25 protein-coding genes are annotated in these 26,551 nt (G+C 74.0%); 16 read left to right on the top strand and 9 right to left on the bottom strand.

The window, feature by feature from the left end; all coding sequences use genetic code 11:
- Nucleotides 1-223: 223 nt before the first annotated feature.
- Nucleotides 224-1,261 (top strand): C40 family peptidase, encoded by a 1,038-nt coding sequence (locus IE225_RS01925; protein WP_190055486.1) that lies wholly within the window; start codon nt 224-226, stop codon nt 1,259-1,261.
- Nucleotides 1,262-1,290: 29 nt separating this feature from the next.
- The gene (locus IE225_RS01920; protein WP_229879130.1) at nt 1,291-2,559 is read left to right on the top strand and encodes a hypothetical protein; all 1,269 of its coding nucleotides are present in this window, start codon (nt 1,291-1,293) and stop codon (nt 2,557-2,559) included.
- 222 nt (nt 2,560-2,781) lie between these two features.
- Here IE225_RS01920 and IE225_RS01915 read toward each other — a convergent pair whose 3' ends face one another.
- On the bottom strand, nt 2,782-4,062 hold the full coding sequence (locus tag IE225_RS01915) for a glycosyltransferase 87 family protein (protein ID WP_190055485.1): 1,281 nt from the start codon (nt 4,060-4,062) through the stop codon (nt 2,782-2,784).
- A gap of 90 nt (nt 4,063-4,152) precedes the next feature.
- Between IE225_RS01915 and IE225_RS01910 the strand changes: the two genes are divergently transcribed.
- Nucleotides 4,153-5,295, top strand: a complete 1,143-nt coding sequence (locus IE225_RS01910) for a glycosyltransferase family 4 protein (RefSeq protein ID WP_190055484.1) — start codon at nt 4,153-4,155, stop codon at nt 5,293-5,295.
- Nucleotides 5,296-5,509: 214 nt separating this feature from the next.
- Here the strand turns inward: IE225_RS01910 and IE225_RS01905 are convergent, their stop codons facing one another.
- Complete coding sequence (locus tag IE225_RS01905) at nt 5,510-7,306, bottom strand: AMP-dependent synthetase/ligase (RefSeq protein WP_190055483.1); 1,797 nt, start codon at nt 7,304-7,306, stop codon at nt 5,510-5,512.
- A 326-nt stretch (nt 7,307-7,632) separates the two neighbouring features.
- Here IE225_RS01905 and IE225_RS01900 point away from each other — a divergent pair, with 326 nt between their 5' ends.
- From IE225_RS01900 to IE225_RS01875, 6 genes are all read left to right on the top strand, one after another.
- A complete protein-coding gene (locus IE225_RS01900) occupies nt 7,633-8,547 on the top strand; it encodes a metallophosphoesterase family protein (RefSeq protein WP_190055482.1) in 915 nt (304 codons plus the stop codon).
- A gap of 211 nt (nt 8,548-8,758) precedes the next feature.
- Nucleotides 8,759-9,202 (top strand): SRPBCC family protein, encoded by a 444-nt coding sequence (locus IE225_RS01895; RefSeq protein WP_190055481.1) that lies wholly within the window; start codon nt 8,759-8,761, stop codon nt 9,200-9,202.
- Nucleotides 9,203-9,361: 159 nt separating this feature from the next.
- On the top strand, nt 9,362-10,531 hold the full coding sequence (locus IE225_RS01890; protein WP_190055480.1) for an ArsA family ATPase: 1,170 nt from the start codon (nt 9,362-9,364) through the stop codon (nt 10,529-10,531).
- Between the two features lie 57 nt (nt 10,532-10,588).
- Nucleotides 10,589-11,164, top strand: a complete 576-nt coding sequence (locus IE225_RS01885) for a DUF5304 domain-containing protein (RefSeq protein WP_190055479.1) — start codon at nt 10,589-10,591, stop codon at nt 11,162-11,164.
- Nucleotides 11,165-11,307: 143 nt separating this feature from the next.
- Complete coding sequence (locus IE225_RS01880) at nt 11,308-12,261, top strand: ROK family glucokinase (protein ID WP_190055478.1); 954 nt, start codon at nt 11,308-11,310, stop codon at nt 12,259-12,261.
- Between the two features lie 213 nt (nt 12,262-12,474).
- Nucleotides 12,475-13,239, top strand: coding sequence for an endonuclease/exonuclease/phosphatase family protein (locus tag IE225_RS01875; RefSeq protein WP_190055477.1), 765 nt, complete (start codon nt 12,475-12,477; stop codon nt 13,237-13,239).
- Nucleotides 13,240-13,331: 92 nt separating this feature from the next.
- Here IE225_RS01875 and IE225_RS01870 read toward each other — a convergent pair whose 3' ends face one another.
- Nucleotides 13,332-14,075, bottom strand: coding sequence for a hypothetical protein (locus IE225_RS01870; protein ID WP_373303123.1), 744 nt, complete (start codon nt 14,073-14,075; stop codon nt 13,332-13,334).
- Nucleotides 14,068-14,877 carry an alpha/beta hydrolase gene (locus IE225_RS01865; RefSeq protein ID WP_190055476.1) on the bottom strand — a complete coding sequence of 270 codons (810 nt, stop codon included), beginning with the start codon at nt 14,875-14,877 and terminating at the stop codon, nt 14,068-14,070. The genes IE225_RS01870 and IE225_RS01865 overlap by 8 nt, the downstream gene beginning before the upstream one ends.
- 307 nt (nt 14,878-15,184) lie before the next feature.
- Here IE225_RS01865 and IE225_RS01860 point away from each other — a divergent pair, with 307 nt between their 5' ends.
- The 4 genes from IE225_RS01860 (at nt 15,185) to IE225_RS01845 (ending at nt 19,236) form a co-directional block, all read left to right on the top strand.
- Nucleotides 15,185-15,946, top strand: coding sequence for a lysophospholipid acyltransferase family protein (locus IE225_RS01860; RefSeq protein WP_190055475.1), 762 nt, complete (start codon nt 15,185-15,187; stop codon nt 15,944-15,946).
- A gap of 69 nt (nt 15,947-16,015) precedes the next feature.
- Nucleotides 16,016-17,275 (top strand): MacS family sensor histidine kinase, encoded by a 1,260-nt coding sequence (gene macS / locus IE225_RS01855; RefSeq protein WP_190055474.1) that lies wholly within the window; start codon nt 16,016-16,018, stop codon nt 17,273-17,275.
- On the top strand, nt 17,272-17,949 hold the full coding sequence (locus IE225_RS01850) for a response regulator (protein WP_190055473.1): 678 nt from the start codon (nt 17,272-17,274) through the stop codon (nt 17,947-17,949). The genes macS and IE225_RS01850 overlap by 4 nt, the downstream gene beginning before the upstream one ends.
- A 258-nt stretch (nt 17,950-18,207) precedes the next feature.
- A complete protein-coding gene (locus IE225_RS01845; protein WP_190055472.1) occupies nt 18,208-19,236 on the top strand; it encodes a 6-phosphofructokinase in 1,029 nt (342 codons plus the stop codon).
- A 192-nt stretch (nt 19,237-19,428) separates the two neighbouring features.
- On the opposite strand, the gene IE225_RS01840 is transcribed toward IE225_RS01845, so the two are convergent.
- Nucleotides 19,429-21,339 carry an anthranilate synthase family protein gene (locus tag IE225_RS01840; RefSeq protein WP_190055471.1) on the bottom strand — a complete coding sequence of 637 codons (1,911 nt, stop codon included), beginning with the start codon at nt 21,337-21,339 and terminating at the stop codon, nt 19,429-19,431.
- A gap of 106 nt (nt 21,340-21,445) precedes the next feature.
- Nucleotides 21,446-21,505 carry a trp operon leader peptide gene (locus IE225_RS33945; RefSeq protein ID WP_373303128.1) on the bottom strand — a complete coding sequence of 20 codons (60 nt, stop codon included), beginning with the start codon at nt 21,503-21,505 and terminating at the stop codon, nt 21,446-21,448.
- A gap of 260 nt (nt 21,506-21,765) precedes the next feature.
- On the opposite strand from IE225_RS33945, the gene IE225_RS01830 reads away from it, so the two are divergent.
- Entirely contained in the window at nt 21,766-23,085 is a 1,320-nt protein-coding gene (locus IE225_RS01830; RefSeq protein WP_190055686.1) for a class II 3-deoxy-7-phosphoheptulonate synthase, read from the top strand.
- Between the two features lie 202 nt (nt 23,086-23,287).
- Nucleotides 23,288-23,581: a (2Fe-2S)-binding protein gene (locus tag IE225_RS01825; RefSeq protein WP_190055469.1), complete on the top strand. Its 294-nt coding sequence runs from the start codon at nt 23,288-23,290 to the stop codon at nt 23,579-23,581.
- 19 nt (nt 23,582-23,600) lie between these two features.
- Here IE225_RS01825 and bfr read toward each other — a convergent pair whose 3' ends face one another.
- Nucleotides 23,601-24,080, bottom strand: a complete 480-nt coding sequence (gene bfr / locus IE225_RS01820; protein WP_190055468.1) for a bacterioferritin — start codon at nt 24,078-24,080, stop codon at nt 23,601-23,603.
- A gap of 184 nt (nt 24,081-24,264) precedes the next feature.
- Between bfr and IE225_RS01815 the strand changes: the two genes are divergently transcribed.
- Nucleotides 24,265-24,906 carry a sulfite oxidase-like oxidoreductase gene (locus IE225_RS01815; protein WP_190055467.1) on the top strand — a complete coding sequence of 214 codons (642 nt, stop codon included), beginning with the start codon at nt 24,265-24,267 and terminating at the stop codon, nt 24,904-24,906.
- A gap of 3 nt (nt 24,907-24,909) precedes the next feature.
- Here IE225_RS01815 and IE225_RS01810 read toward each other — a convergent pair whose 3' ends face one another.
- On the bottom strand, nt 24,910-25,491 hold the full coding sequence (locus IE225_RS01810) for a DUF4396 domain-containing protein (protein ID WP_190055466.1): 582 nt from the start codon (nt 25,489-25,491) through the stop codon (nt 24,910-24,912).
- 93 nt (nt 25,492-25,584) lie between these two features.
- Nucleotides 25,585-26,475: a deoxyribonuclease IV gene (locus IE225_RS01805; RefSeq protein WP_190055465.1), complete on the bottom strand. Its 891-nt coding sequence runs from the start codon at nt 26,473-26,475 to the stop codon at nt 25,585-25,587.
- Between the last annotated feature and the right edge of the window lie 76 nt (nt 26,476-26,551).

Raw genomic sequence — 26,551 nt, 5'->3', positions numbered from 1 at the left:
GTGACCCCGCGCCCCGCCGGTGACCTGCGTCAGCGGCGGGGCGCGGGGCTGTGCGGCCCCCGCGGACCCGGCGGAGGTTCTTGGGGCCGGTGCGACGGCACGGCTACTGTCTGCCGCGTTTCCCCCACCCGTGCCGGGGCGGCCCGCCCCGCCCCGGCACGAGGAGCACGTCCGTCACGGGGGAGCACGTCCGTGTCCGCCAGCGGAAGGAGTGGGGCATCCCGTGGGGTCCCATCGCCGCCATGCACCGTCCGGCCTCCACCGGAGCGCCGGCGCCGCCCGCCTCGCGGCAGGCGTCCTGTCGGCCGCGGCCGCCGCCCTGGGCGCCGCCGCCACCACGCCACCGGCCCAGGCCGTCCCGCACCCGCACGACGACCCCCGCGCCGAGGTGGAACGCCTCCTGCGGGAGGCGGAACGGGCCACCCAGGCCTACGACAAGGCCGACGAGCAGGCCGGCAGGCTGCGCCGCCAGGTGCGCGACGCGCAGGACCACATCGCCCGCCGGCAGCAGCGCGTCAACGCCCTGCGCGAGGAACTCGGCGCGCTGGCCGGCGCCCAGTACCGCTCCGGCGGCCTCGCCCCCTCCTTCGTCCTGCTGTTCACCGACGGCCCGGACGACTACCTCGCCAAGGCCTCCGTCCTGGACCGGATCGGCGCCCACCAGGCCGGCCGGCTGCGCGAGTTGCGCACCACGCTGCGCGCACTCGCCCAGGAGCGCGGCGAGGCGGCCCGCACACTCGCCGAACTCGACCGCAGCCGCCGGGCCGTCGCCGCGCACCGGCGGGCGGTGATGCACAAGCTCGCCGCGGCCCGCCGGCTGCTCGACTCGCTGCCCGCCGCCGAGCGCGGCGCCTTCGACCGGGCCTCCCGCTCCGCCCGCGCCGTGCCCGGCCTCGCCGACGGCCCCGCCGCCTCCGCACGGGCGGCCGCCGCCGTCGCCGCCGCCCGCTCCGCCCTCGGCAGGCCGTACGTGTGGGGCGCCAACGGCCCCGGCGGCTTCGACTGCTCGGGCCTGGTGCAGTGGTCGTACGCGCGGGCCGGCGTCCAGCTGCCGCGCACCTCGCAGGAGCAGCAGCACGCCGGGCGGCGCATCCCGCTCTCCCAGGCCCGCCCCGGCGACCTCGTCGTCTACCGCTCGGACGCCAGCCACGTCGGCATGTACGCCGGCAACGGCCTGGTCATCCACGCGCCCCACCCCGGTGCGCCGGTGCGCTACGACCCGGTCGGCATGATGCCGATCGCGTCGGTGACCCGGGTCTGAGCGGACCGGTCGGCCGTACGATCGGGAGGATGGCTGATCGTGGGCGGGCGTGGGCGGATTCGGGCGGCAGGCGGTGGCTGCCGCCCGTCGTACTGCCGGCACTGCCGGCACTGCCGGTACTGCCAGTACTGCCGGTATTGCTGGTACTGCTGGCACTGCTGGGTCCGCTGTGCGCCGGCTGCGGCGGCCCGTCGGCCGGCGACGCCGCCACGGCGGCCGTGCAGCGGGTCCTGGACCGGCGGGCGGCGGCCATCCTGCGGCACGACCCGGCGGCGTACGCGGCGACCGGGACCCGCACCTCCTACGACCGCCTGCGCGCGGTGCCGTTCGCGGCCCTGTCCTACCGGGTGACCGGCCTGCACCGCACCGGGGACGCGGCCACCGCCGACGCCGAACTGCGCTACCGGATCACCGGGTACGACCGGGCCCCCGTCATCGCCGGCCGTATCCTGCGGCTCACGGCCGGCGCCGGCGGGCAGTGGCGCGTGGCGAGCGAGAAACCGGCGCGGAAGGCCGGCCAGCAACTGTGGGACCAGGGGCCGGTCGCGGTGGAGCGGAGCGCGCACGGCATCGTCCTCGGCGTCGGCCAGAGCCGCGCCGCCCTGCGCTCCTACGCGGACCTCGCCGACCGGGCCGCGCCCGCGGTCACCGACGCGTGGGGCACCGGCTGGAGCCGACGGGTCGTCGTCCTCGTACCGGACTCCCTGCGGGGCATGGCCGGCCTGCTCGGCTCCCCGGCCTCCGCCTACCGCGGGATCGCCGCTGTCACCACCGGCGAGACCGGCAACGCCGGCGCCGCGCCCGCCGACCGGATCATCGTCAACCCGGTCGCCTACGGCATGCTCGGCTCACTGGGCCGGCAGGTCGTCCTCACCCACGAGACCACCCACGTCGCCACCCGCGCCGACACCACCCCGGCCACGCCGCTGTGGCTGTCGGAGGGGTTCGCGGACTGGGTCGGCTACCGCGCCACCGGCCGCACCCCCGAGCAGGCCGCGCCGGAACTGCGGCAGGCCGTGGCCGAGGGGCGCGGGCCGCGGCAACTGCCCGCCGACCGCGACTTCGGCTTCGCAAGCGACGCGACGAAGCTGGCGCGGGCCTACGAGGGCGGCTGGCTGGCCTGCCGGATGATCGCCGACCGCTGGGGCGAGGAGCGCCTGCGCGCCTTCTACCGCGCCGTCGGCGCCCACCGGCAGCGGACCGGCGCGGTCGAGGACGCGATGCGGCGAACCCTGGGGACGACACCGGAGGACTTCACGGCACAGTGGCGGGGGTACCTGCGCGAGGAACTGTCCTGACGGGCCGTCAACCACCCTCCTCGGGCTTCCCCGGCTGCTCCGATTTATCTGGTTTCTCTGGTTTCTCTGGTTCCTCCGGGTTCCCGGGCATCGGACATCCTCGGCTGCTCCCGCTGTTCCGATTTCTCCGGCTGTCCCGGCTGTCCCGGCTGCTCCAGGACCCCGGTGGGCCACGCCCGCCGCGGGCGCGGCTCACGCCGCGGCCCCGCGCCGCACGCGGCGTCAGGAGGAGACCGAGGGCTCCTGGGCGCGGGCGGTCTGATCGGGCAGGGTGGCCGCGGGTGGGCGGGGGACGGTGGAGCGCCACAGGTGGCGGGCGGCGAGGACGGTGGCCGTCACCAGCAGGCCGTTGCGCAGCACCAGCAGCGCCACCCCGCGCGGGGTGCTCGCCACGACGTCCGCGAAGTACACGGGGAACTCCAGCACCGTCACGAAGGCCGCCGCCAGCACCAGCCAGATGGGCAGCCGCATCCGGCTGCGCGGGAAGCACCGGCAGACGGCGGCGACGCCGACCAGCCACACCAGGTACTGCGGGCTGATCACCCGGCTGGTCGTGACGAACATCAGCACCGCCGTGAACGCCGCCTCGGCGAGCGTGTGCGGCGCCGCGAGCCGGCGCGCCGCCAGCCGCCACAGCAGCAGCCAGCCGAACGCGGCCCCGGTCAGCGCCAGTGCCACCGTGCTGACGAGGTCGACGTGCGGGCCGAGGAACTCCACCGAGCCGTAGTTGAGCAGCACCTGCCCGTGCCAGCCGAAGTGCCGGGCCACGTGGAAGACCAGCGCGCCCAGCGACTCCACCTCCGTGCCCCGGTCGCGCTGGAAGGTGAGGAAGGTGAACGCGCCGGGCAGCACCAGCGCCGCCAGCGCCCCGATCCCGGCCGCCGTCGCCCCCGCCGCCGCCCACGACCGCCGCCGCGCCGCACCGGTCAGCAGCAGCACCGGCCAGCCCTTCAGCAGCGCCCCGAACCCGGTCAGCACGCCCATCAGGCGCGGCCGCCGCAGCCCGGCCAGCAGCGCCGCCACCGCGACCGCGGTCACCATCACGTCGTAGCGGGCGTACACCGTCGGGCCCAGCAGTGGCACGCCCGCCACCCACACCCACGCCCCGCGCGGCGTGCGGCCGGGCCGCCGGCCCGCGCGCAGCAGCAGCACGAGCACGGCCAGGTCGGCCGCGCAGGCCAGGACGAAGAACGCGGAGGGGTAGTCGAGGAAGGGCAGCAGGCCGGGGGAGAGGATTGCCAGGGCGGCCGCGGGTGGGTACTGCCAGGTGACGTCGGTGCGCGGGAACGAACCGTGCCGCAGCACGTCGTACCAGCCCTGGTAGATCACGGACACGTCACTGGTGACGTCCGGTCCGGGGAAGACGTACACCTTGAACACCCACAGCAGCAGCACCAGCCGCGTCGCGGCCCACACCACCGCCGGCCCCGCCGGGGACCGCCTCGCCGCCGCGCCGTCCACCCGATCCCCCCGTCCGTCCGCTGCCTGCTCCGTCGCGGCCATCGTCCCCCGCCGGGCCGGGCACGGGCCAGCGGTGCCGTGGCGCGTATGGGGAAGAAAGCGTGCAGGTCCTGTTCGGTAGGGTCGGCGGCGATGCACAAGACGCTGATCGTGACCAACGACTTCCCGCCCCGCCCGGGCGGCATCCAGGCGTTCCTGCACAACATGGCGCTGCGCCTGGACCCCGGGCGGCTCGTCGTCTACGCCTCCACCTGGAAACGCACCCGCGAGGGCGTCGCGGCGACCGCCGCCTTCGACGCAGAGCAGCCCTTCACGGTCGTACGGGACCGCACCACGATGCTGCTGCCGACGCCGCGCGTCACCCGGCGGGCGGTGGAGCTGCTGCGCGAGCACGGGTGCACGGCGGTGTGGTTCGGGGCGGCGGCCCCGCTCGGGCTGATGGCGCCCGCGCTGCGCCGGGCGGGCGCGACGCGGCTGGTGGCCACCACCCACGGCCACGAGGCCGGGTGGGCGCAACTGCCCGCCGCCCGGCGGCTGCTGCGCCGGATCGGAGAGGGCACCGACACGATCACCTACCTCGGCGAGTACACCCGCACGCGGATCGCCGCCGCGCTCACCCCCGAGGCGGCCTCCCGCATGGTGCAGCTGCCGCCCGGCGTGGACGAGAAGGTCTTCCACCCCGGCTCCGGCGGCGAGGCGGTGCGCGAACGGCTGGGACTCACCGACCGGCCCGTCGTGGTCTGCGTCTCCCGGCTGGTGCCGCGCAAGGGGCAGGACACACTGATCCGGGCCCTGCCCCGCATCCTCGCCGCCGAGCCGGACACGGTGCTGCTGCTGGTCGGCGGCGGCCCCTACGAGAAGGACCTGCGCCGCCTGGCCCGCGAGACGGGGGTCGCGGACGCGGTGCGCTTCACCGGCGCGGTGCCCTGGTCGGAACTGCCCGCCCACTACGGCGCCGGCGACGTCTTCGCCATGCCGTGCCGCACCCGGCGCGGCGGCCTCGACGTCGAGGGCCTCGGCATCGTCTACCTGGAGGCCTCCGCCACCGGCCTGCCCGTCGTCGCCGGCGACTCCGGCGGCGCCCCCGACGCGGTCCTCGACGGTGAGACCGGCTGGGTGGTGCGCGGCGGGTCCGTCGAGGAGACCGCCGACCGTGTGCTGACCCTCCTGCGGGACCCCGAGCTGCGCCGCCGCATGGGGGAGCGGGGCCGGGCCTGGGTGGAGGAGAAGTGGCGGTGGGACCTGCTGGCGGAGCGGCTGAGGACGCTGCTGTGACCGCGCTCTGACGCAGCGTCGGACCCCGTGTCGGCCGGGTGGGGCGCGCGGGACCGGGCGCAGGGCCGGGCGGGGCGCAGGACCGGGAGCGCAGGACCGGGAGCGCAGGACCGGGCCAGGGCCGGGCCAGGACCGGGCCAGGGCCGGAGTGCCGGGCCCCGCGCCGGGACACGAGCCCCGCGCCGGGACACGGACCCCGCGCCAGGCGCCGGATCTACTTGGCGTAGATCGCCTCGATCTCGTCCGCGAAGTCCTTCGCCACCACGTTCCGCTTCAGCTTCAGCGACGGCGTCAGGTGGCCCGACTCCTCCGTGAACTGGCTGGGCAGGATGCGGAACTTCCGCACCGACTCCGCCTTCGACACCGCGGCGTTGCCGTCGTCGACCGCCGCCTGGACGGCCGCGAGCAGGTCCGGGTCCTCGCGCAGCGACGCCGCGGTGGAGCCGGCCGGCTTGCCGTGCTCGGCGGCCCAGCGGCCCAGGAACTCCTCGTCCAGCGTGATCAGCGCGCCCACGAACGGCCGCCCGTCGCCGACCACCATGCACTCCGCGACCAGCGGGTGCGCCCGGATGCGGTCCTCGATCACCGCCGGGGCGACGTTCTTGCCGCCCGCGGTGACGATGATCTCCTTCTTCCGGCCGGTGATCCGCAGGTAGCCGTCCTCGTCGAGGGTGCCGATGTCACCGGTGTGGAACCAGCCGTCGGCCAGCGCCTCCGCGGTCGCGGCCGGGTTGTTCCAGTACTCCTTGAACAGGTGCTCGCCGTGCAGCAGCACCTCCCCGTCGTCCGCGATCCGCACCACCGAGCCCGGCAGCGGCTGGCCCACCGTGCCGATCTTCTGCCGGTCCCACGGGTTGAACGCGGTCGCCGCGCACGACTCGGTCAGGCCGTAGCCCTCCAGCACCGTGAAGCCGATGCCGCGGAAGAAGTGCCCGAGCCGCTCGCCCAGCGGGGCGCCGCCGGAGATCGCGTACTCGCCGCGCCCGCCCAGGACCGCGCGCAGCTTGCCGTAGACCAGCCGGTCGAAGACCCGGTGCCGCAGCCGCAGGCCGAAGGACGGGCCCGAGGGGGTGTCCAGCGCCTTGCTGTAGGCGATCGCGGTGTCCGCCGCCCGGTCGAAGATCTTCCCCTTGCCGTCGGCCTGCGCCTTGGCGCGCGCCGAGTTGTACACCTTCTCGAAGACGCGCGGCACGCCGAGGATCAGCGTCGGCCGGAACGCGGCCAGTTCGTCGGTGAGGTTCTTGATGTCCGGGACGCAGCCCAACTTGATCGGCGCCATCATCGGGGCGATCTGCACCAGCCGGCCGAAGACGTGCGCGAGCGGCAGGAAGAGCAGCACCGAGCACTCGCCGGTGCGGAACAGGGGGCGCAGCCGCTCCACGACGTTGCCGCACTCGGCGAAGAAGCTGCGGTGGGTGAGCACGCAGCCCTTGGGCCGGCCGGTCGTGCCGGAGGTGTAGACGATGGTGGCCGGGTCGTCCGCCCGGGCCAGCGAGCTGCGCTCCTCGACCGTCTCGTCGGTCACGTCCTGCCCGAGGCGGCCCAGTTCCTCCACCGCGCCGGCCTCGATCTGCCACACGTGCTTCAGCGCCGGCAGCCGCTCGCGCACCGACTCCACGGCGGCCGCGTGGCCGGGCAGCTCCACGACGCAGGCGGTCGCGCCCGAGTCGCTGAGGATCCACTGCACCTGCTCCGGCGAGCTGGTCTCGTACACCGGCACGGTCACCGCGCCCGCGCTCCAGATCGCGAAGTCCAGCAGCGTCCACTCGTAGCGGGTGCGCGACATCAGACCCACCCGGTCGCCCGGCTGGATCCCGGCGGCGATCAGACCCTTCGCCGCGGACCGCACCTCGGCGAGGAACGCGGCGGCCGTCACGTCCTGCCAGACCCCGTCCACCTTGCGGGCGATGACGGCGACATCCGGGTGCTGCGCGGCGTTTCTGCGGACGATGTCGGTCAGATTGCCGTCCGCAGGGACCTCGTACAAAGCCGGAAGGCTGAACTCGCGCAAGACTGCTGCTCCTCGTAGGGCGCCGGCGCCACGACGTTGTGTGATGCGACGGTGCGGTCCTCGGTGGTCCTCGGTGGTTCCCTGTGGTTGAAAACCACAGCACTACCGGACTGCCCGGACGTTACCCGCCGGTACGGCCTCTTCGACAGGGGGTTCCGGTGAGATGTTCGACGCGTCACACAGGGGGGTGCTCCGTGGGTGCCACGGTGGTGGTCCGGTGGACGTTCCTTCGCGCACAGTAGTCCACCCTTTTTCCAACTGGCCAGTAACCGCGGTCCCGGCCGGGACTGTTCACCGGGGCCGCGCTGCTCCTACGCTTGATCGTCATGGCATCACCACGCGTCGGCAACCGCACCGCCCGGGTCCACGTCGTCAGCGACGTCCACGGCAACGTCCGCGGCCTCGCCCGCGCCGGTGACGGCGCCGACGCCCTGATCTGCCTCGGCGACCTGATCCTCTTCCTCGACTACGCCGACCACTCCCGCGGCATCTTCCCCGACCTGTTCGGCAAGGAGAACGCCGACCGCATCGTCGCCCTGCGCACCGCCCGCCGCTTCGAGGAGGCCCGCGCCTTCGGCGCCCGTCTGTGGGCCGGCGTCGAGGAGGACCGGGCCGCCGTCCTGGAGCGGGCCGTGCGCAAGCAGTACGCCGAGCTGTTCGCCGCCTTCCCCACCCCGACGTACGCCACCTACGGCAACGTCGACATGCCGCCGCTGTGGCGGGAGTACGCCCGCGAGGGCACCACCGTCCTCGACGGCGAGCGCGTCGAGATCGGCGGCTGGACCTTCGGCTTCGTCGGCGGCGGCCTGCGGACACCGATGCTCCCCCAAGCTCTCAGCTCCGTTCGAGCAGGGGGGACCCCCACCCAAGCTCTCAGCTCCGTTCGAGCAGGGGGGACCCCCACCCAAGCTCTCAGCTCCGTTCGAGCAGGGGGGACCCCCATCCCTTACGAGATCGACGACGAGGAGTACGCAGCGAAGATCGAGGCGGTCGGCGAGGTCGACGTGCTGTGCGCGCACATCCCGCCGGAGGTCCCCGAACTGGTCTACGACACGGCGGCGCGCCGCTTCGAGCGGGGCAGCCGGGCGCTGCTGGAGGCCATCCGCCGCACCCGCCCCCGCTACGCCCTCTTCGGCCACGTCCACCAGCCCCTGGTGCGACGCATGCGGATCGGCGCGACCGAGTGCGTCAACGTCGGGCACTTCGCGGGGACGGGCAGACCGTGGGTCCTGGAGTGGTGACGACCCTGGGCCCGGGGCGGTGACGGCCGTGGACCCGGGGCGGCGACAGCGGTGACCCGGGGTGCCGGGAGCCGGGCGCCGAAGGTGCTTCCCGGCCGATGTGCGCAGGTGGGGTGAGCTCTGCCCGTCGCGTGCGCGGTAGCCTTCACGCTGCGCACACACGCGCGGTACGACGATTCCCTTCCGGCCCGCATCTGGAGGAGCCACTGCGATGGCGGAACACACCAGCTCGAGCATCACGATCGAGGCGGCACCGGCCGACGTCATGGAGGTGATCGCCGACTTCGCCCGCTACCCCGAGTGGACCGGTGAGGTGAAGGAGGCGGAGATCCTGAAGACGGACGACCGGGGCCGCGCCGAGCAGGTCCGCCTCGTCATGGACGCCGGCGCCATCAAGGACGACCAGACCCTCGCCTACACCTGGACCGGCGACCACGAGGTCTCCTGGACCCTCGTCAAGTCCCAGATGCTCCGCTCCCTGGACGGCACCTACCTGCTCAAACCGCTGGCCGACCACCGCACCGAGGTCACCTACCGGCTCACCGTCGACGTCAAGATCCCCATGCTGGGGATGATCAAGCGCAAGGCGGAGAAGGTCATCATCGACCGGGCGCTGGCGGGGCTGAAGAAGAGGGTCGAGTCCAAGGACCGGTAAGGACCTGCAGGGCCGGCAGGGGCAGAAGCAGGGACCGGAGCAAGGGCCGGAGCAGGGACCCGCAAGGGCCGGAGCAAGGACCGGTGGACGCGAACCGCGGGACAACACCGGACACGCGTGTCACGGACCGAACCCGGGAATCCGTTACGGTTCCCCCCTATGCGCACCCTCTTGATCACCGGCCCGGGCGGCTCCGGCCGCACCACCGTCGCCGCGGCCACCGCCCTCGCGGCAGCGCACCACGGGACGGACACCCTCGTCCTGAGCGCCGACCGCAGCGACACCCTGGGCGCGGCCCTGGGCGCGCCCACCGGCCCCGCCCCGACGCGGCCCGCCCCCCACCTCACCGCCTGGCGCCCGGACCCGGACGCGGCCCTGCGCGAGGACCTCACCGCCCTCCAGGACCGCGCCGCGGGCGTCCTCGACCTCCTCGGCGCGGCCCGCCTGGACGCCGAGGAGGTCACCCCGCTGCCCGGCGCCGGGGAACTGGCACTGCTGCGCGCCCTGCGCGACGCGGCCCTGTCGGAGTCGTTCGAGCTGCTCGTCGTCGACCTGCCGCCGCTCGCGCCCGCCCTGGCCCTGCTGGCCCTGCCCGAGGAACTCCGCCGCTACCTGCGCCGCCTGCTGCCGCCCGAACGCCGGGCCGCCCGCGCCCTGCGCCCCGTCCTGGGCCGCCTGGCGGGCGTGCCCATGCCCGCCGAGTGGCTGTACGAGACGGCGGCCCGCTGGGACGTGGAGCTGGCCGCGGCGCAGGCCGTCGTCGCCGACCGCGGCACCGCCGTACGGCTGGTGGCCGAGCCCGGCCCGGCGGGCGCCGACGCCGTCCGCGAGGCGGCCCTCGGCCTGGCCCTGCGCGGGCTGCCCGTGGAGTCGGTGCTGGCCAACCGGGTCCTGCCGGAGTCCGCCGGGGACGTCTGGGCGGCCGGCCTGATCGCCCAGCAGCGCAAGGCGCTGGAGGAGTGGCAGGAGTCGTACGACGTCCACCCGGTCCCCCACCTCGGCCGCGACCCGCGCGGCACCGACGACCTGGCCGAGCTCGCCGTGCCCGGCGTCAACATCGCGCCCGCCCCGGTCGAGTGGCCCGTCGCCGACCGGATCGACGAGGACGGGGTGCTGGTGTGGCACATCCCGCTGCCCGGCGCCATACGCGACGAGCTCGACCTCGTGCGGCGCGGCGACGAACTCGTCGTCACCGCCGGCCCGTACCGGCGCATCGTGCTGCTGCCGTCCGCGCTGCGCCGGTGCACCGTGGACGGGGCCGCGCTGCGCGACGGCGAGCTGCGGATCCGGTTCACGCCGGACCCGCGGCTGTGGCCCCGCGCGACATGAACCGGGTACGCCCGTTCGGGTAACGTCGTAAGGACGAAACGTAGTCAGGAGTCCGCCATGAGCGAAGAGCTCCCCCCGTCCGACGCCACCGAGCAGAACGGGCAGACCGGGCAGACAGGGCAGGCCGGGCAGGCCGGGCAGGCCGGGCAGGGTGCGGCCGACACGGCCCGCGCGGCGGGCGACCCCGACGCCTGGGCCACCGCCTGCGCCGAGGACCTGGAGGCGGAGAAGGCCCGGCGCCGCGCGCAGCACGGCCCGCCGCCCGGCTCGGCCGCCGAGGAACTGCGCAGGCTCGTCGACACCGTCGCGGACAAGCTGTCCTCACTGCAGTCGCCACTGCTCGGCGCGGTCGCCGGCCCGGCCGCCCAGCAGGTGGTGCGGCAGGTGGTGCAGCAGGCCAAGGCGGCCGTCGAACCCGTCATCGAACGCCACCCGGACGTCTTCGACCACCTCGCCGCCGCGGGCACCGAACTCCTCGCCGCCTACCGCTCCGCCGTCCAGGCCCAGGAACGCCGCTGGACCGCCCGGGCCGCCGGCGACTGGAACGAGGCCTGGCGCGATTCCGACGGCCCCGACGGCTCCGGCCGGCGCGGCGAGGGCGAGGGCCCCGGGCAGCGCATCGACCTGGACTGAGCCCGGACCGGGCGCCGCCGGGCGCGCCGCCGCGGGCCGCCGGGCGTGCCGCCGCGCTGCCCACGGTCCGGACGCCGGAAAACCGACGGCGGGGCCTCGGGTACGGTTGGCCGTAGCGGGGCTCGACCGAAACTGAGGGATTCATGGGACTCACCATCGGCGTCGACATCGGCGGCACGAAGATCGCGGCCGGCGTGGTCGACGAGGAAGGCACCATCCTCTCGACCTTCAAGGTGCCGACCCCCACCACGCCCGAGGCCATCGTGGACGCCATCGCCTCGGCCGTGGAGGGCGCGCGGGCAGGACACGAGATCGTCGGCGTGGGCATCGGTGCCGCCGGCTACGTCAACCGCCAGCGCTCCATGGTCTACTTCGCGCCCAACATCGACTGGCGCCAGGAGCCGCTGAAGGAGAAGGTCGAGGCGCGCGTCGGCCTTCCGGTCGTCGTGGAGAACGACGCGAACGCCGCGGCCTGGGGCGAGTACAAGTTCGGCGCGGGCCGCGGCCATCGCAACGTCATCTGCATCACGCTCGGCACCGGCCTCGGCGGCGGCATCATCATCGGCAACAAGCTGCGCCGCGGGCACTTCGGCGTGGCCGCCGAGTTCGGCCACATCCGCATGGTCCCGGACGGCCTGCTGTGCGGCTGCGGGTCGCAGGGCTGCTGGGAGCAGTACGCCTCGGGCCGGGCGCTGGTCCGCTACGCCCGCCAGCGCGCCAACGCCACCCCCGAGAACGCGGAGCTGCTGCTGTCGCTGGGCGACGGCACCCCCGACGGCATCGAGGGCAAGCACATCTCCATGGCCGCCCGCCAGGGCGACCCGGTGGCGGTGGACTCCTACCGCGAGCTCGCCCGCTGGGTCGGCGCCGGCCTCGCCGACCTCGCCTCCCTCTTCGACCCGTCCGCCTTCATCGTCGGCGGCGGCCTCTCCGACGAGGGCGAGCTGGTCCTGGGACCCATCCGCAAGTCCTACAAGCGCTGGCTCGTGGGCGGCAACTGGCGCCCCGTCGCCGACGTCATCGCCGCCCGGCTCGGCAACAAGGCCGGCCTCGTCGGCGCCGCCGACCTGGCCCGCGAACCGGACCCGATCATGTGACTCCGGCCCACCCGACGAGACGCCCGCCCTTCCCGGTACCGGGGGCGGGCGTTTTCGTCGGACGGGGGCAGGGGGCGGAGCCCCCGCCGGGGTCCGGGGCGGAGCCCCGGGCGGGGGGGTACTTGCCAACTGACCGAGACGGGTGGGCGGGTGGGCAGGACCCCCGTCGGACCGGACCGGCGGTCACCCCGTTCCCGGCGTATCTTGATCCGCATGGTGATCAGCCCACCGCTCCCCACCTCCCGTACGGAACCCGACGGCTCGGCCGTCATCCGCGTCCTGAGCTACAACATCCGCTCGCTGCGGGACGACCCGCACGCCCTCGCCCGTGTGATCGGCGCCTGCGCCCCCGACCTGGTCCTCGTCCAGGAGGCTCCCCGCTTTTTCCGCTGGCGCAAGAAGCTCGCCCGGCTCGCGGCGGCCTCCGGCCTGGTGATCCTCACCGGCGGTGCGACGGCCGCCGGCCCGGCGCTGCTGTGCTCGTTGCGCGCGACCGTCGAGCGCACCGAGGACGTGCTGCTGCCGCTCACCCCGGGCCTGCACCGGCGCGGCTTCGCGACCGCCGTCGTCCGCTTCGCCGGCGCCCGCCTCGGCGTGGTGAGCTGCCACCTGAGCCTGGACCAGGACGAGCGGTACGAGCAGGCGGGTCTGCTCCTCGACCGGCTGGCCGGTCTGGGCGTCGACCATGCGATCGCCGGCGGCGACGTGAACGAGCAGCCCGGCGGCCCGGCGTTCACCCGCATCGCGGACGCGCTCCAGGACTGCCGTACCGTCGCCCCCTGGGGCGCCGAGCACACGTTCACGCCCGCCGATCCGCGCCGGCGCATCGACGCGATCTTCGCCACGCACGGCATCGAGGTGCTCGGCTGCGGTGTTCCCGCCGGGCATCCGGGCGTGACGGAGGCGGACCTGAGGGCGGCCACGGACCACCTCCCGGTCCTCGCCGCCCTGCGGATCCCGGCCGCCCGACGCGCCTGACGCACCCGGAGCGGCCGGATCGGAACCGGCGCCCCCGCCACCGCCCAGACCGGTACCGGCGCTTACACCACCGCCCGGACCGGCACCGGTGCCTACACCACCGCGCCACGCCCGGGGTCGTCGTCCTCCTCGTCCCCGGGGTTCATCCGCACCACCAGCGTGACGAACCCGCCGAGGAACCCGCCGATGCCCAGGGTCGTCAGCCACCACGTCATGTCCCAGCCGAGCACCACCGCCAGCAACAGCAGCACCGGCCCGCCGATCACCGCGAGCCACGCGAACTTGGCGGTGGTGTCGGCGGACGGCAGCGGCGGCGGCTCCGGCGGGACGAAGTGCCCCTCGTCGTCCTCGTCGTAGTCGTCCTCGGACGGCTCGGGCGGCGTGTGGTCGCGCGGCCCGCTCCCGGGCCCGCCCCCGGGGAGGACGCCGGGCGCGAACGACACCGAGCTGCCCAGCGGACGCACCGGCCGGCCGGCGCCGCCGTCCTCGTCGGTCTCCGGCAGCGCCAGGTCCTCCACCGGCCGCAGCGGCCTGTTCCCCGGCGGGTCCGGCGGCTCCTCGCCGTACCCGGCGACGATCGCCGCCCAGGCGGCCTCCTCGTCGAACGGCAGACCGTCGCCGGGGCCCTTCCCCAGCGCCTTGTCCAGCCCTTTGTCCGGCCCCTTGACCAGTCCCGCGCCCTGGCCCCCGCCCAGTCCTTCGCCCAGTCCCTCGCCCGGCCCTTCGCCGCGGCCCGGACCGTCCGCACTCCCGGCGGTGCCCCCCGCGCTCCCGGCGGTGCCCCCCGTGCCGTCCGGCTGCTCGCGCCCCTCGCGGTCGGAGTTCTGCTCAGCCACTGGCCGCCGTCCCTTCCCTGCCGTCCACACCGCCGACGCCACCGGCCTCGCCGGCCCCCGGTGCGAGCCGGCCGACGAACGCGAGGCTCTCCTCGAAGATCCGGTCCGCGTCGTGGTCCAACGTCGCCACGTGGTAGCTGTGTTCCAGCAGGATCTCCGTCACGTCCGTCGACGACACCCGGCTGAGGATGCGGGCGGAGTCGGCCGGCGGCACCACGTGGTCCACCACGCTGTGCAGGAGCAGCAGCGGCTGCGTGACCTGGGGCAGCTCCCGGTCGACGACGCGGAAGAAGTTCCGCAGGGAGTGCGCGGCGTGCAACGGCACCCGGTCGTAGCCCACCTCCTGCGCGCCCTCCTTGGCGATGTCGCTGGTGATGCCCCGCGTGGAGCGCACCAGGTGCCGGGCGACGGGAAGGGCGTACGCCGACAGCCCGTGCACCTTGTTCGCGGGGTTGACCAGCACCAGCCCGGCCACCGCGTCCCCGTGCCGGGCCGCCAGCCGCAGCGCCAGCGCGCCGCCCATGGACAGGCCGGCCACGAACACCCGCGCGCAGCGCTCCCGCAGGTGCCGCAGCTCGCGGTCCACCTCCGCGTACCAGTCCGGCCAGCCGGTGAGCTGCATGTCCTCCCAGCGCGTGCCATGTCCGGGCAGCAGCGGCAGCGAGACGGTCAGGCCGTGCTCGGCGAGGAACTCCGCCCAGGGGCGCAGCGACTGGGGCGATCCGGTGAAGCCGTGGCAGAGGAGCACGCCGGTCTCCCCGCCCTCGTGGCGGAACGGCTCAGCTCCGGGGAGGACCGGCACCTTCGATCTCCTGTTCGTCGGTTGTTCGTCGGTTGCGGAAGGGACGGTTCGTCGGTTCCGGGAAGGACAGTTCGTCGATACCAGAGGTCGATACCAGAGGGACAGCGGAAAGATGCAAGTAAGGCAAGCAAGGATGGCAAACAAAGGATGGCAAACAAGGGGGATCCGGGGGATCCCCGGGGCGATCCCGGACACCTCACCGTACGCGACGGTACCGACACCGACCAGGGGCGTCGGCTCCTTCCGCCCGGCTCCGGGTTAAGGTCTGATCGACAGACACAGGAGGCACGCGGTGTTGTACGGCGCGATGAAGGTTTCCGTCGGGGGCCTGTTGAAGCTCACCTTCCGGCCCTGGGTGGAAGGCCTGGAGAACATCCCCGCCGAGGGGCCCGCGATCCTGGCCAGCAACCACCTGTCCTTCTCCGACTCGTTCTTCCTGCCCGCGGTCCTCGACCGCCGGGTCACCTTCATCGCGAAGGCCGAGTACTTCACCACGCCCGGTCTCAAGGGCCGGCTGACCGCCGCGTTCTTCAAGGGCGTCGGCCAGTTGCCCGTCGACCGCTCCGGGGCGCGCGGCGCGGGCGAGGCGGCGGTGAAGAGCGGCATCGAGGTGCTGGAGCGCGGCGAGTTGTTCGGCATCTACCCGGAGGGCACCCGCTCGCCCGACGGCCGCCTCTACCGCGGCAAGCCCGGCGGCCTGGCACGCGTGGCGCTCGCCACCGGCGCGCCCGTCATCCCGGTCGCCATGATCGACACCGAGAAGATCCAGCCGCCGGGGAAGGTCGTCCCCAAGGTGATGCGCCCCGGTATCCGCATCGGCAAGCCCCTGGATTTCAGCCGCTACCAGGGCATGGAGCACGACCGTTTCGTACTGCGCGCGGTGACCGACGAGGTCATGTACGAGATCATGAAGCTCTCCGGCCAGGAGTACGTCGACATGTACGCCACGGCCGCCAAGCGGCAGCTCGCGGAGGCCGCCAAGGCCGAGCGGGAGGCCGCGAAGGCGGCCAGGACCGCGCTGGCGCAGGCCGAGAAGGACCAGGCGGAGAAGGAGAAGGACGCCGGATAGCAGCGGATAGCAGCCGCGGCTGCCGGGGTGGGGGGACATGCCGAGGTGGGGGACATGGGGGGGGGGGACATGCCGAAGCGCCAGAGAGTGATGAGGATGTCGGTCGAGCAGCCGCTGTGGCGCGCGCTCGCCGGCTACCGGGTGCTGACCATGCTGTACGCGGTCGGCCTGTTCGCCGCCGCCTACGACCACTTCACCCGCCCCGGCCTGGCGATCGCGTACTACTGCGTGCTGTGCGCGTGGACCCTGGCCACCCTGCCGCTGGTGCAGAACGCGGCGCGCTGCGCCACCTGGTTCCTCGCCGCCGACCTCACCGTCGCGCTGACCGGCATCCTGCTCACCCCGCTCGCCGTCGCCCACGAGCGGATCGTCGCCAACGGGCCGACACTGCCGTCGATTTGGACCGCCGGCTCGGTCCTCGCCTTCGCGATCAAGGGCGGCTGGCGCTGGGCCGCCGTCGCCTCCACGCTGGTCGCCGCCGCCAACCTGGTGGAGCGCGGCAGCCCGGCCCGCGACACCGTGCACAACGTGGTCCTGGTCTGGGTGGCCGCCATCGCCATCGGCTACGTCGTCGAGGTGGCCCGCGCCTCCGAGCGCACCCTGGCCCGCGCCCTGGAGATCGAGGCGGCGACCCGGGAACGGGAGCGGCTGGCCCGCGACATCCACGACAGCGTGCTGCAGGTCCTGGCCATGGTGAAGCGGCGCGGGGCCGCCCTCGGCGGCGAGGCGGCCGAGCTGGGCCGGCTCGCGGGCGAGCAGGAGGTGGCGCTGCGCACCCTGGTCTCCGGCGGGATGGTGCCGGCCGCGCGCACCTGCGAGGACCCGGCCGAGGGCGCCGTCGTCCGCCTGGTCGACGAGGAGCCGGACGGGGAGCGGGACGGGGAGCCGGACGAGGACAGGCCCGTCGACCTGCGCTCCCTGCTCGCCCCCCACGCCACCGAGCGGGTCAGCCTCGCCGAGCCCGGCGCGCCGGTGACGCTGCCGTCCGCCGCGGCCCGGGAGCTGGCGGCGGCCGTCGGCGCGGCACTGGACAACGTCCGCCGGCACGCCGGGCCGGACGCCCGCGCCTGGATCCTGGTCGAGGACGAGCCGGCGGCGGTCGTGGTGACCGTCCGCGACGACGGGCCCGGCATCCCCCCGGGACGGCTGGCGCAGGCCGAGAGCGAGGGGCGGCTCGGCGTGGCCCTGTCCATCCGGGGCCGGATGCGGGACATCGGCGGCACCGCGGAGCTGATCTCGGTGCCGGGGCAGGGCACGGAAGTGGAACTGACCGTACCGAAGGACGCGACGTGCGCGCGGGGGACGAGGGGGAGGGCGGAGCAGCGATGAGCGAGCGGCAGGACCCGATCAGGGTGATGGTGGTCGACGACCACCCCATGTGGCGGGACGCGGTGGCCCGCGACCTGACCGAGGCCGGTTTCGAGGTGGTCGCCACGGCCGGGGACGGCGAACAGGCGGTGCGCCGGGCCCGGGCCGCGGCGCCCGACGTGCTCGTCCTCGACCTGAACCTGCCCGGCAAGCCCGGTGTGCAGGTGTGCAAGGAGGTCGTCGGCGGCGACCCGAGGGTGCGCGTCCTGGTGCTGTCCGCCAGCGGCGAGCACGCCGACGTGCTGGAGGCCGTCAAGTCGGGCGCCACGGGCTACCTGGTGAAGTCCGCCTCCACCGAGGAGCTCCTGGACGCGGTGCGCCGCACCGCCGCCGGCGACGCCGTCTTCACCCCGGGCCTGGCCGGCCTGGTCCTCGGCGAGTACCGGCGGCTGGCCGCCGAACCCGCGCCCGCCCCGGACACCGGCGCGCCCGGCGCGCCCCGGCTGACCGAGCGGGAGACGGAGGTGCTGCGGCTGGTCGCCAAGGGCCTGAGCTACAAGCAGATCGCCGAGCGGCTGGTCATCTCCCACCGCACGGTCCAGAACCACGTGCAGAACACCCTCGGCAAGCTCCAGCTGCACAACCGCGTCGAGCTCGTGCGCTACGCGATCGAGCGCGGCCTGGACGGGGAGTGAACCACCCTGGGCGGGGAGTGAACCACCCTGGGCGGGGAGTGAACCGCCGGACCGCCCGGCCCGGACCACCGTCCGGCCCCTGACCACAGCCGTCGCCCGGTCCCTGACCGCACCCGTCACCCGGACCCCGGCCCACGCCTGCGCCCGCGCCCGCGGGAACCGTCCGGCTTGCCACGGAATTGGCTCTCCCGGCCATGTCGAAGTGACCTGGATCACTCTAGCGTGGTGGTGAGGGAAACCGCGGCGAAGGGACATTCCATGCGGGTCGGAGTACTGACGGGAGGCGGCGACTGTCCCGGGCTGAACGCCGTCATCCGCGCGATCGTCCGCAAGGGCGTGCAGGAGTACGGCTATGACTTCGTCGGCTTCCGGGACGGCTGGCGGGGACCGCTCGAGAACTACACCGTCCGCCTCGACATCTCCGCCGTACGGGGCATCCTGCCCCGCGGCGGCACCATCCTCGGCTCCTCCCGGACCAACCCGCTCCGGGAGGACAACGGCATCCGCCGCATCACGGAGAACCTGGCCAAGCAGGAGGTCGACGCGCTGATCGCCATCGGCGGCGAGGACACCCTCGGCGTGGCCGCCCGCCTGGCGCGCGAGCACGGGGTGCCCTGCGTCGGCGTGCCCAAGACCATCGACAACGACCTGCCCGCCACCGACTACACCTTCGGCTTCGACACCGCCGTCAACATCGCCACCGAGGCGATCGACCGGCTGCACACCACCGCCGAGTCCCACATGCGTGTCCTCGTCGTGGAGGTCATGGGCCGGCACACCGGCTGGATCGCGGTCCACTCCGGCCTGGCCGGCGGGGCCAACGTCATCCTCATCCCCGAGCAGCCCTTCGACCTGGACCAGGTGTGCGCCTGGGTCGCCTCCCGCTTCCAGTCCTCCTACGCCCCGATCGTGGTCGTCGCCGAGGGCGCCCGGCCGCGCGGCGGCGAGCTGATCCTCAAGGACGACACGCGGGACTCCTTCGGGCACGTGCGGCTGTCCGGCATCGGCGAGTGGCTCGCCAAGGAGATCGAGCGGCGCACCGGCAACGACGCCCGCACCACGGTCCTCGGGCACGTGCAGCGCGGCGGCACCCCCAGCGCGTTCGACCGGTGGCTCGCGACCCGCTTCGGGCTGCACGCCATCGACTGCGTGCGCGACGGCGACTTCGGCACGATGGTCGCCCTGCGTGGCACCGGCATCGTCCGGGTGCCGCTCGACGCGGCCGCGGAGCGGATCAAGACCGTGCCGCCGGAGCTGTACGAGGAGATCGGCGTGTTCTTCGGCTGATCCCGCGCGGCACCGGCACCGCGCGCCCGGGCGGCGCCGTCCCCGCCCGGACCCACGCGGTGCCGCTCCCGCCCGGACCCGCACAGCGCCGTCCCCGCCCGGACCCGCACAGCGCCGTCCCCGCCCGGACCCGCACAGCGCCGTCCCCGCCCGGACCCGCACAGCGCCGTCCCCGCCCGGACCCGCCCGGCGTCACGGCTGCCGCAGCAGCGCCGGGGCCAGCAGCTCCGCGACGACACCGGGCCCGTTCAGCGTCAGGACGGACTCCGGATGGAACTGCGTGGAGGCGAACCCCGGCCCGCGCAGCGCGTGCACCTCGCCGTCCGCGTCGCGGCTCACCTCGACGCCGCGGGCGGCGAGTCCGGCGGCGGCCTCGTCGTCGCAGCGGGCGGTGAAGCTGTTGTAGAAACCGACGGTCTCCGGCCGCCCGAAGAAGTCGATCACCGTCTGCGCGCCCTGGTACGGCACCCGCTTGCGGACGATGTCCAGCCCCAGCTCGGCCGCGATCAGCTCGTGCCCGAGGCAGACGCCGAGCACGCCGTGGCGGTGCTCCCGGAGCACCTCGGCGGTCAGGGAGCGCAGGAAGCGCATCTTGGGATCGGCCCTGTCCGACGGGTCGCCGGGGCCGGGCCCGAGGACGACGGGCCCGGTGTGGGCGAGCACCCGCGCGCGCAGCCCCGGCTCGTCGTAGCGCCGTACCGTCACCTCCAGGCCGCCGGAGCGCAGCAGGTGCGCGAGCATCACGGTGAAGGTGTCCTCCCCGTCGACCACCAGCGCGTGCCCGGCGAGGTGCCCGGTGTGCTCCCGCATCCGCAGCCAGAACGGCGCCAGCGCCGCCCGGCGCCCGTCCAGCGCCGCCCGCACCCGCGGGTCGTCGGCGAGCCGGGGCCGGGCCCGCTCCGCGCGGGGCCGGCCCGGCCGCACGCCCAGCGCCGCCAGCACGCCCGCCGCCTTGGCGTGCGTCTCCGCGACCTCGCCCGCCGGGTCCGAGCCGCGCACCAGGGTGGCGCCGACCGGCACCCGCAGCCGCCCGTCGGCGGTAATGTCGGCGGTGCGGATGAGGATGGGGGAGTCCAGGGTCTGCGCGCCGCCGGAGTCCCGGCCGAGCAGCGCGAGCGCGCCGGCGTAGTAGCCGCGCCCGCCGGTCTCGTGCCGTGCGAGGACCCGGCAGGCGTTCTGCACGGGCGAGCCGGTGACGGTCGCGGCGAACATCGTCTCCCGCAGCACCTCCCGCACGTCCAGCGAGGAGCGTCCGCGCAGCTCGTACTCGGTGTGCGCGAGGTGCGCCATCTCCCGCAGGCGCGGCCCGACGACGACGCCGCCCCGGTCGCCGACGGCGCACATCATCTTCAGTTCCTCGTCGACGACCATCGACAGCTCCTCGATCTCCTTGCCGTCGGCGAGGAAGTCCAGCAGGTGCTCGGGCGTCGGCCCGTCGGCCGGATAGCGGTACGTCCCGCTGATCGGGTTCATCACCACGGTTCCGCCGGACATCCGCACATGCACCTCCGGGCTCGCGCCCACCAGCGTGCGCCCACCCGTCTCCCGCCGCCGCCCTTCCAAGGAAGGCCCTTCGGGCCCTTCTCGATCTCCGGTGTGCACGACGAACGTCCAGTACGCGCCCCGCTCGCCCTCCAGCAGCCGCCGGAACAGTGCGAGCGCGTCGGCCCGGCCGAAGCCCGGCACGAACCCCTCGTAGGTGCGCCGGATCACGAAGTTCGCGCCCTCGCCGCGGCCGATCTCCTCCCGCAGCACCCGCGCGACGATCCCGGCGTACTCGGCGTCGCCGATGTCGAAGCCGCCGCCCTCGACACGCACGGCGTGGCCGGGCAGTGCCCGGAGCGCCTCGGCGAGCGGGACCTCGTACGACTCCTCGGGCGTGAGCACGAGCAGCGGGGTGCCGTCGTCGCGGACGTCGAAGCCGCGCTCCCGGATCTGCCGGAAGGGCACCAGCGCGAGCCCCTCGTCGGGCAGGTCGGCGAGCCGGTCGCGGGCGGCGACCGGACCGATCAGCACCTCCACCGTGTCGTGGTCGCGGCCGGGGGTGCGGCGGCGCAGGAGGGCGAACGGGCGGTCGTCGTGCAGGAGCCGGGCCAGGTCCATGGGTTCCTCTTCCCGTCGGATGGGTCGGGCGGAGAGGGGACGGCCGGGGCCCGGAAAGGCCGAAGGCCGCCCCTCGGGCGGCCTTCGCGAGTCTGGGTACGCGCAGTCAGTGGGCCGCCGGGGGAGCGGTCCACCACCAGTTCCGGACGAGGTGCCGTGCGTACATGCGGGGAACCATAGGGCGTGCGTCCCCCGCGTGTCCACCGGGACCCGCGCCCGCCGCGCCGGACGCGGCTCGTCGTCCCCGCCGGTGCGGGGTCGGGGGCGCCGGGCCCCGCGGACTCCCCGTGGACTCCCTGTGGACTTCCCCATGGACTCCCCGTGGACTCCCCATGGACTCGGTGTCCCATACTCTGAGCACCTGGCCGGCACACGCCGCGTAGCCCGTAATCTGGGTGCGTGAACGCAAACGCCTCCTCTGTCGACATGTACACCTGGCGAGACCTCCCCGCGGCGCAACAGCCGGAGTATCCGGACCAGGAAGCTCTCCGCCGGGTGATCGCCGAACTGGAGACCTTTCCCCCGCTGGTCTTCGCGGGCGAGTGCGACAACCTGCGCGCCCGGATGGCGGCCGTCGCCAAGGGCGAGGCGTTCCTCCTGCAGGGCGGTGACTGCGCGGAGACCTTCGACGCCGTCGGCGCCGAGCAGATCCGGGCCAAGCTGAAGACGCTGCTGCAGATGGGCGCCGTACTGACGTACGCGGCCTCCGTCCCCGTCGTGAAGGTCGGCCGTATCGCCGGCCAGTACTCCAAGCCGCGCTCCAAGCCGACCGAGACCCGCGACGGGGTGACGCTGCCGGTGTACCGGGGCGACTCCGTCAACGGCTTCGAGTTCACCGAGGCGGCCCGCACCCCGGACCCGGAGCGGCTGAAGCGGATGTACCACGCCTCCGCCTCCACGCTGAACCTGGTGCGCGCCTTCACCACCGGCGGCTACGCCGACCTGCGCCAGGTGCACGCCTGGAACCAGGACTTCGTGAAGTCCTCGCCGTCCGGGCAGCGCTACGAGCAGCTCGCGCGCGAGATCGACAACGCGCTGAACTTCATGCACGCCTGCGGCGCGGACCCGGAGGAGTTCAAGACGGTCGAGTTCTACGCCTCGCACGAGGCGCTGCTGCTGGACTACGAGACGGCGCTGACCCGCGTCGACTCGCGCACCGGGCAGCTGTACGACGTCTCGGCGCACATGGTGTGGATCGGTGAGCGCACCCGGCAACTGGACCACGCGCACATCGAGTTCGCCTCGCGCATCCGCAACCCGATCGGGATCAAGCTGGGCCCGACGACGACGGCCGAGGAGGCGCTGCAGTACATCGAGCGCCTCGACCCGGAGCGGGAGCCGGGTCGGCTGACGTTCATCGTGCGGATGGGCGCGGACAAGATCCGTGACCGGCTGCCGGAGCTGGTGGAGAAGGTCACCGCGTCGGGCGCGACGGTGGCCTGGGTGACCGACCCGATGCACGGCAACACCTTCGAGGCGGCCTCCGGGCACAAGACCCGCCGGTTCGACGACGTGCTCGACGAGGTCAAGGGCTTCTTCGAGGTGCACAAGGCGCTCGGCACCCACCCGGGCGGCATCCACGTGGAGCTGACCGGCGACGACGTCACCGAGTGCGTGGGCGGCGGCGACGAGATCTTCGTCGACGACCTGCACCAGCGCTACGAGACGGCCTGCGACCCGCGGCTGAACCGCAGCCAGTCCCTGGACCTGGCCTTCCTGGTCGCGGAGATGTACCGGGACCAGTGAGACCAGCGAGACCAGTGACGAGGCACCGGGACCCGTGACCGGCCCGTGCGGCACCGGCGTGCGCCACTGGGGCGCGGATCACACGTGATCCGCGCCCTCTCCGCTTTCGCGTACCCCGAGGCGCGGGTAAGGTTAGGTTTGCCTCACCGAGAGAAGTCGGGGTGGCGCTCGTCCCTGTCCCGGCCCCGGGAGGTGAATCCGCGTGTATCTCTGCCACTGCTTCGCCGTCACGGAGGCGCAGGTCCTGCGGCACGCGGAGGACGGCGCCCGCACACCCCGCCAGATCGCCTCCGTCTGCAAGGCCGGCACCGACTGCGGCTCCTGCGTGCGCCGCATCCAGGCCCTGCTCGGCCGGGGCGCCTGCCCGCGCCCCGAACTCGGCGAACTCGCCGACCGGGGCGGCCCCGCCCTCGCCGGCCTCGCGCGACCGGCTTTCGAGGAATCGGACCTCGGAGAACCGGCTCTCGGGGAACCGGCTCTCGAGGACGCGGCCTGACACCGGCCGGCCAAGCGGCTCAGCTCTCGGGCTGCTCGATCTGCTGCGCCAGGTACAGCGCCTCGCCCAGCTTGTCGATCAGCTCCAACTGGGTGTCGAGGTAGTCGATGTGGTGCTCCTCGTCCGCGAGGATCGCCTCGAAGATGTTGGCGGACGTGATGTCGCCCTTGTCGCGCATCACCCGGATCCCGCGCCTGAGGCGGTCGATCGCCTCCACCTCGATCTGCCGGTCCGCCTGGAACATCTCGGTGACGGTCTGGCCCACCCGGACGTGGAAGAGCCGCTGGTAGTTGGGCAGCCCCTCGAGAAGGATGATCCGGTCGGTGAGCACCTCCGCGTGCCGCATCTCGTCGAAGGACTCGCTCCGCGTGTACTTCGCGAGCCTGGTCCATCCGTGGTTCTCCTGCAGCTTCGCGTGCAGGAAGTACTGGTTGATCGCGGTCAGCTCACCGGTGAGCTGCTCGTTGAGGAACTCGATGACCTCGGGATCGCCCTGCATGGCGAAGGCTCCTTCCGCCGGGGTGAGGGAGGCAGGCTGCGCCGCATGATTCCACCGGGGCGGAAGATCGTCCAGTAAGTGCGCACTCAGTGAGTATGTGCGGAATTGGGGTGCGGAATCACCTGTGCCCCCCTTCGGTCCGGGTCGGCGCGGGGCATCGCTCCCGGTCTGTCAGGATGGAGGCATGGGTCAGCCGGTGGAGCGCGCATCAGGAGAATCAGGAGAGGCCGCACGGTCCGAGCTTCCGCCGGGACAGCGACTGCAGCGGGGATGGCCGGTCACGCACTACGGACCGGTGCCGAAGTTCCGGCCCGAACGCTGGGAGTTCCGCGTCTTCGGGGCGACCGCCGACGGCGAGAAGCACTGCTGGAGCCACGAGGAGTTCACGGCCCTGCCCTACACCACCGTCGTGGCCGACCTGCACTGCGTCACGAAGTTCAGCATGCTCGGCGCCGAGTGGGGCGGGGTGCCCGCGCGCACGATCCTGGAGCTGGCCCCGCCCGCGCCGGAGGTCAGGCACGTGATGGTGTGGGCGGAGTACGGCTACAGCGCCAACCTGCGACTGTCCGACTTCGCCGCCGAGCACACCCTCTTCGCCACCCACAAGGACGGCGAGCTGCTCACCGCCGAGCACGGCTTCCCGCTGCGGCTGATCGTCCCCCACCTCTACGCCTGGAAGGGCCCCAAATGGGTCCGCGGCGTCGAGTACATGACCGCCGACCGCCGCGGCTTCTGGGAGGAGCGCGGCTACCACAACATCGGCGACCCCTGGAAGGAGCAGCGCTACTCCTACCAGGAGGAACCGGGGGACGGGCCCGAGCTGTGAGCCTCAGTGGTGGTACCGGTGCACCACCGCGTGGCCCTTGCCGCGGCCGATCGTCCACTTGTTGACCGGCGTCGTCACGACGAACGCGAGCACCAGCGACACCGCCAGCGAGAACCAGAACAGCGCGTCACCGAGCTGCGCGTCCATCGCCTGCGGCCACAGCGCGATCACGCCGTTGTCGATCAGTTCCATGACGGCGATGGACAGCGTGTCCGCGGCGAGGGCGACCCGCACGGCCGCGCCGAGGCCGACACCGGCTCGCAGCACACCGCGCAGGGTGAGCGAGTAGCCGAAGAGGAAGGCGAGAACGATCGCCAGCACCGTCGTCGGCAGGTTCCCCCAGCCGAGCGCGGTGCCGACCACCATGCCGAGCACCTCGCCGAGGGCGCAGCCGGTGAGGCAGTGCAGGGTGGCTCGGACGGCCACGGCCCAGGTGGCGGTTGCCGGGCCCGGGTGGGCCGGGTGCTCCCGCGGCCCGCCGGGTCCGTGCTGCCCGTGCTGCCCGTACTGCCCGTGCTGCCCGTGCTGCCCGTGCTGCCCGTGCTGTCCGTGGGTGGTGTGCTGGTGTGTCGTGTGCTGCCGCATGGGGGCCCCTTCCGGGTGAGGGCTGCTGCCCGCGCCCACGGGAACCGTATACCCCCACGGGGTATTCCCGAACCTCTCGCCGGCCCGGCGGGCTCAGCCGTCCCGCAGCTTCTTCAGGCGCTCCACGTCCGCCGCGTGTCCCTCCTTGCCGCCGGGGGTCTCGATGACCAGCGGGACGCCCTCGGTCGCCGGGTGGGTCATCAGGGCGCGGAACGGGTCCTCGCCGATGTGGCCGGCGCCGATGTTCGCGTGGCGGTCCTTGTGGGCGCCCACCACGTCCTTGGAGTCGTTGGCGTGGATCAGCTTGAGCCGGCCCGCGCCGACGGCGTCCACCAGCAGGTCCAGGGTCCGGTGCATGCCGTCCGGGCCGGTCAGGTCGTGCCCGGCGGCGAAGACGTGGCAGGTGTCCAGGCACACGCCGAGCTTCGGATGGGCGTCCAGGGCCTCGAAGTACGGGCCCAGGTCCCCGGTGCGGGAGCACAGCGAGGCGCCCTGCCCGGCGGTCGGCTCCAGCAGCAGGTCCGGGTCGTCGTCGTGGGTGAGCTCCGCCAGCAGCGGCAGCAGGTGCCGCCGTACCTGCCGCAGCGCCACCGCCCGCTCCCGGCCGCCCGTCGCGCTGCCGGTGTGCACCACGACGCCCCGCGCGCCGATCTCCCGGCCGCGGCGCAGCGAGTGCCGCAGCGACGCGACCGACCGCTCGACGGTCTCCTCCGTGTGCGAGCCGAAGTTGATCAGGTAGGGGGCGTGCACGTACACCGGGATGCCCTGCTGCGCGCAGGCCGCGCGGAACGCCTCGTCCTGCCGCGGGTTCCCGGCGGGCGTGGCCCAGCCGCGCGGGTTGGCGACGAAGACCTGCACGACCTCGGCCCGCAGGTCGCGGGCGTAGGACAGCCCCACGGTGTGCAGTCCGCCGGCGACGGGCACATGGGCGCCGACGGGGTTGCGGGCGGGGCCGGACGGGGGAGCGGAGTGCGTGCTTCTCACCCGTTCAGGGTGTCACGCACCCGGCCGGTTCCCGGCGCCGGGTGGCCCGCCCGGGCCGGGTCAGCGGATGGGCCGG

Origin of the sequence: Streptomyces echinoruber (assembly GCF_014651135.1) — a bacterium.
In the GTDB taxonomy this organism is placed as follows: Bacteria; Actinomycetota; Actinomycetes; order Streptomycetales; family Streptomycetaceae; genus Streptomyces; species Streptomyces echinoruber.
The sequence above is the reverse complement of the archived record's forward strand: the minus strand, read 5'-3'. Positions and strand labels throughout refer to the sequence as shown.

Coding starts and splice junctions, on each gene's coding strand:
- macS (WP_190055474.1), top strand. CDS start 16,016: ATGCCGAAGCGCCAGAGAGTGATGAGGATGTCGGTCGAGCAGCCGCTG.
- IE225_RS01890 (WP_190055480.1), top strand. CDS start 9,362: ATGCGCACCCTCTTGATCACCGGCCCGGGCGGCTCCGGCCGCACCACC.
- IE225_RS01845 (WP_190055472.1), top strand. CDS start 18,208: ATGCGGGTCGGAGTACTGACGGGAGGCGGCGACTGTCCCGGGCTGAAC.
- IE225_RS01885 (WP_190055479.1), top strand. CDS start 10,589: ATGAGCGAAGAGCTCCCCCCGTCCGACGCCACCGAGCAGAACGGGCAG.
- IE225_RS01840 (WP_190055471.1), bottom strand. CDS start 21,339: ATGGACCTGGCCCGGCTCCTGCACGACGACCGCCCGTTCGCCCTCCTG.
- IE225_RS01910 (WP_190055484.1), top strand. CDS start 4,153: ATGCACAAGACGCTGATCGTGACCAACGACTTCCCGCCCCGCCCGGGC.
- IE225_RS01895 (WP_190055481.1), top strand. CDS start 8,759: ATGGCGGAACACACCAGCTCGAGCATCACGATCGAGGCGGCACCGGCC.
- bfr (WP_190055468.1), bottom strand. CDS start 24,080: ATGCAGGGCGATCCCGAGGTCATCGAGTTCCTCAACGAGCAGCTCACC.
- IE225_RS01860 (WP_190055475.1), top strand. CDS start 15,185: ATGAAGGTTTCCGTCGGGGGCCTGTTGAAGCTCACCTTCCGGCCCTGG.
- IE225_RS01900 (WP_190055482.1), top strand. CDS start 7,633: ATGGCATCACCACGCGTCGGCAACCGCACCGCCCGGGTCCACGTCGTC.
- IE225_RS01920 (WP_229879130.1), top strand. CDS start 1,291: ATGGCTGATCGTGGGCGGGCGTGGGCGGATTCGGGCGGCAGGCGGTGG.
- IE225_RS01815 (WP_190055467.1), top strand. CDS start 24,265: ATGGGTCAGCCGGTGGAGCGCGCATCAGGAGAATCAGGAGAGGCCGCA.
- IE225_RS01880 (WP_190055478.1), top strand. CDS start 11,308: ATGGGACTCACCATCGGCGTCGACATCGGCGGCACGAAGATCGCGGCC.
- IE225_RS01810 (WP_190055466.1), bottom strand. CDS start 25,491: ATGCGGCAGCACACGACACACCAGCACACCACCCACGGACAGCACGGG.
- IE225_RS01850 (WP_190055473.1), top strand. CDS start 17,272: ATGAGCGAGCGGCAGGACCCGATCAGGGTGATGGTGGTCGACGACCAC.
- IE225_RS01875 (WP_190055477.1), top strand. CDS start 12,475: ATGGTGATCAGCCCACCGCTCCCCACCTCCCGTACGGAACCCGACGGC.
- IE225_RS01830 (WP_190055686.1), top strand. CDS start 21,766: ATGTACACCTGGCGAGACCTCCCCGCGGCGCAACAGCCGGAGTATCCG.
- IE225_RS01915 (WP_190055485.1), bottom strand. CDS start 4,062: ATGGCCGCGACGGAGCAGGCAGCGGACGGACGGGGGGATCGGGTGGAC.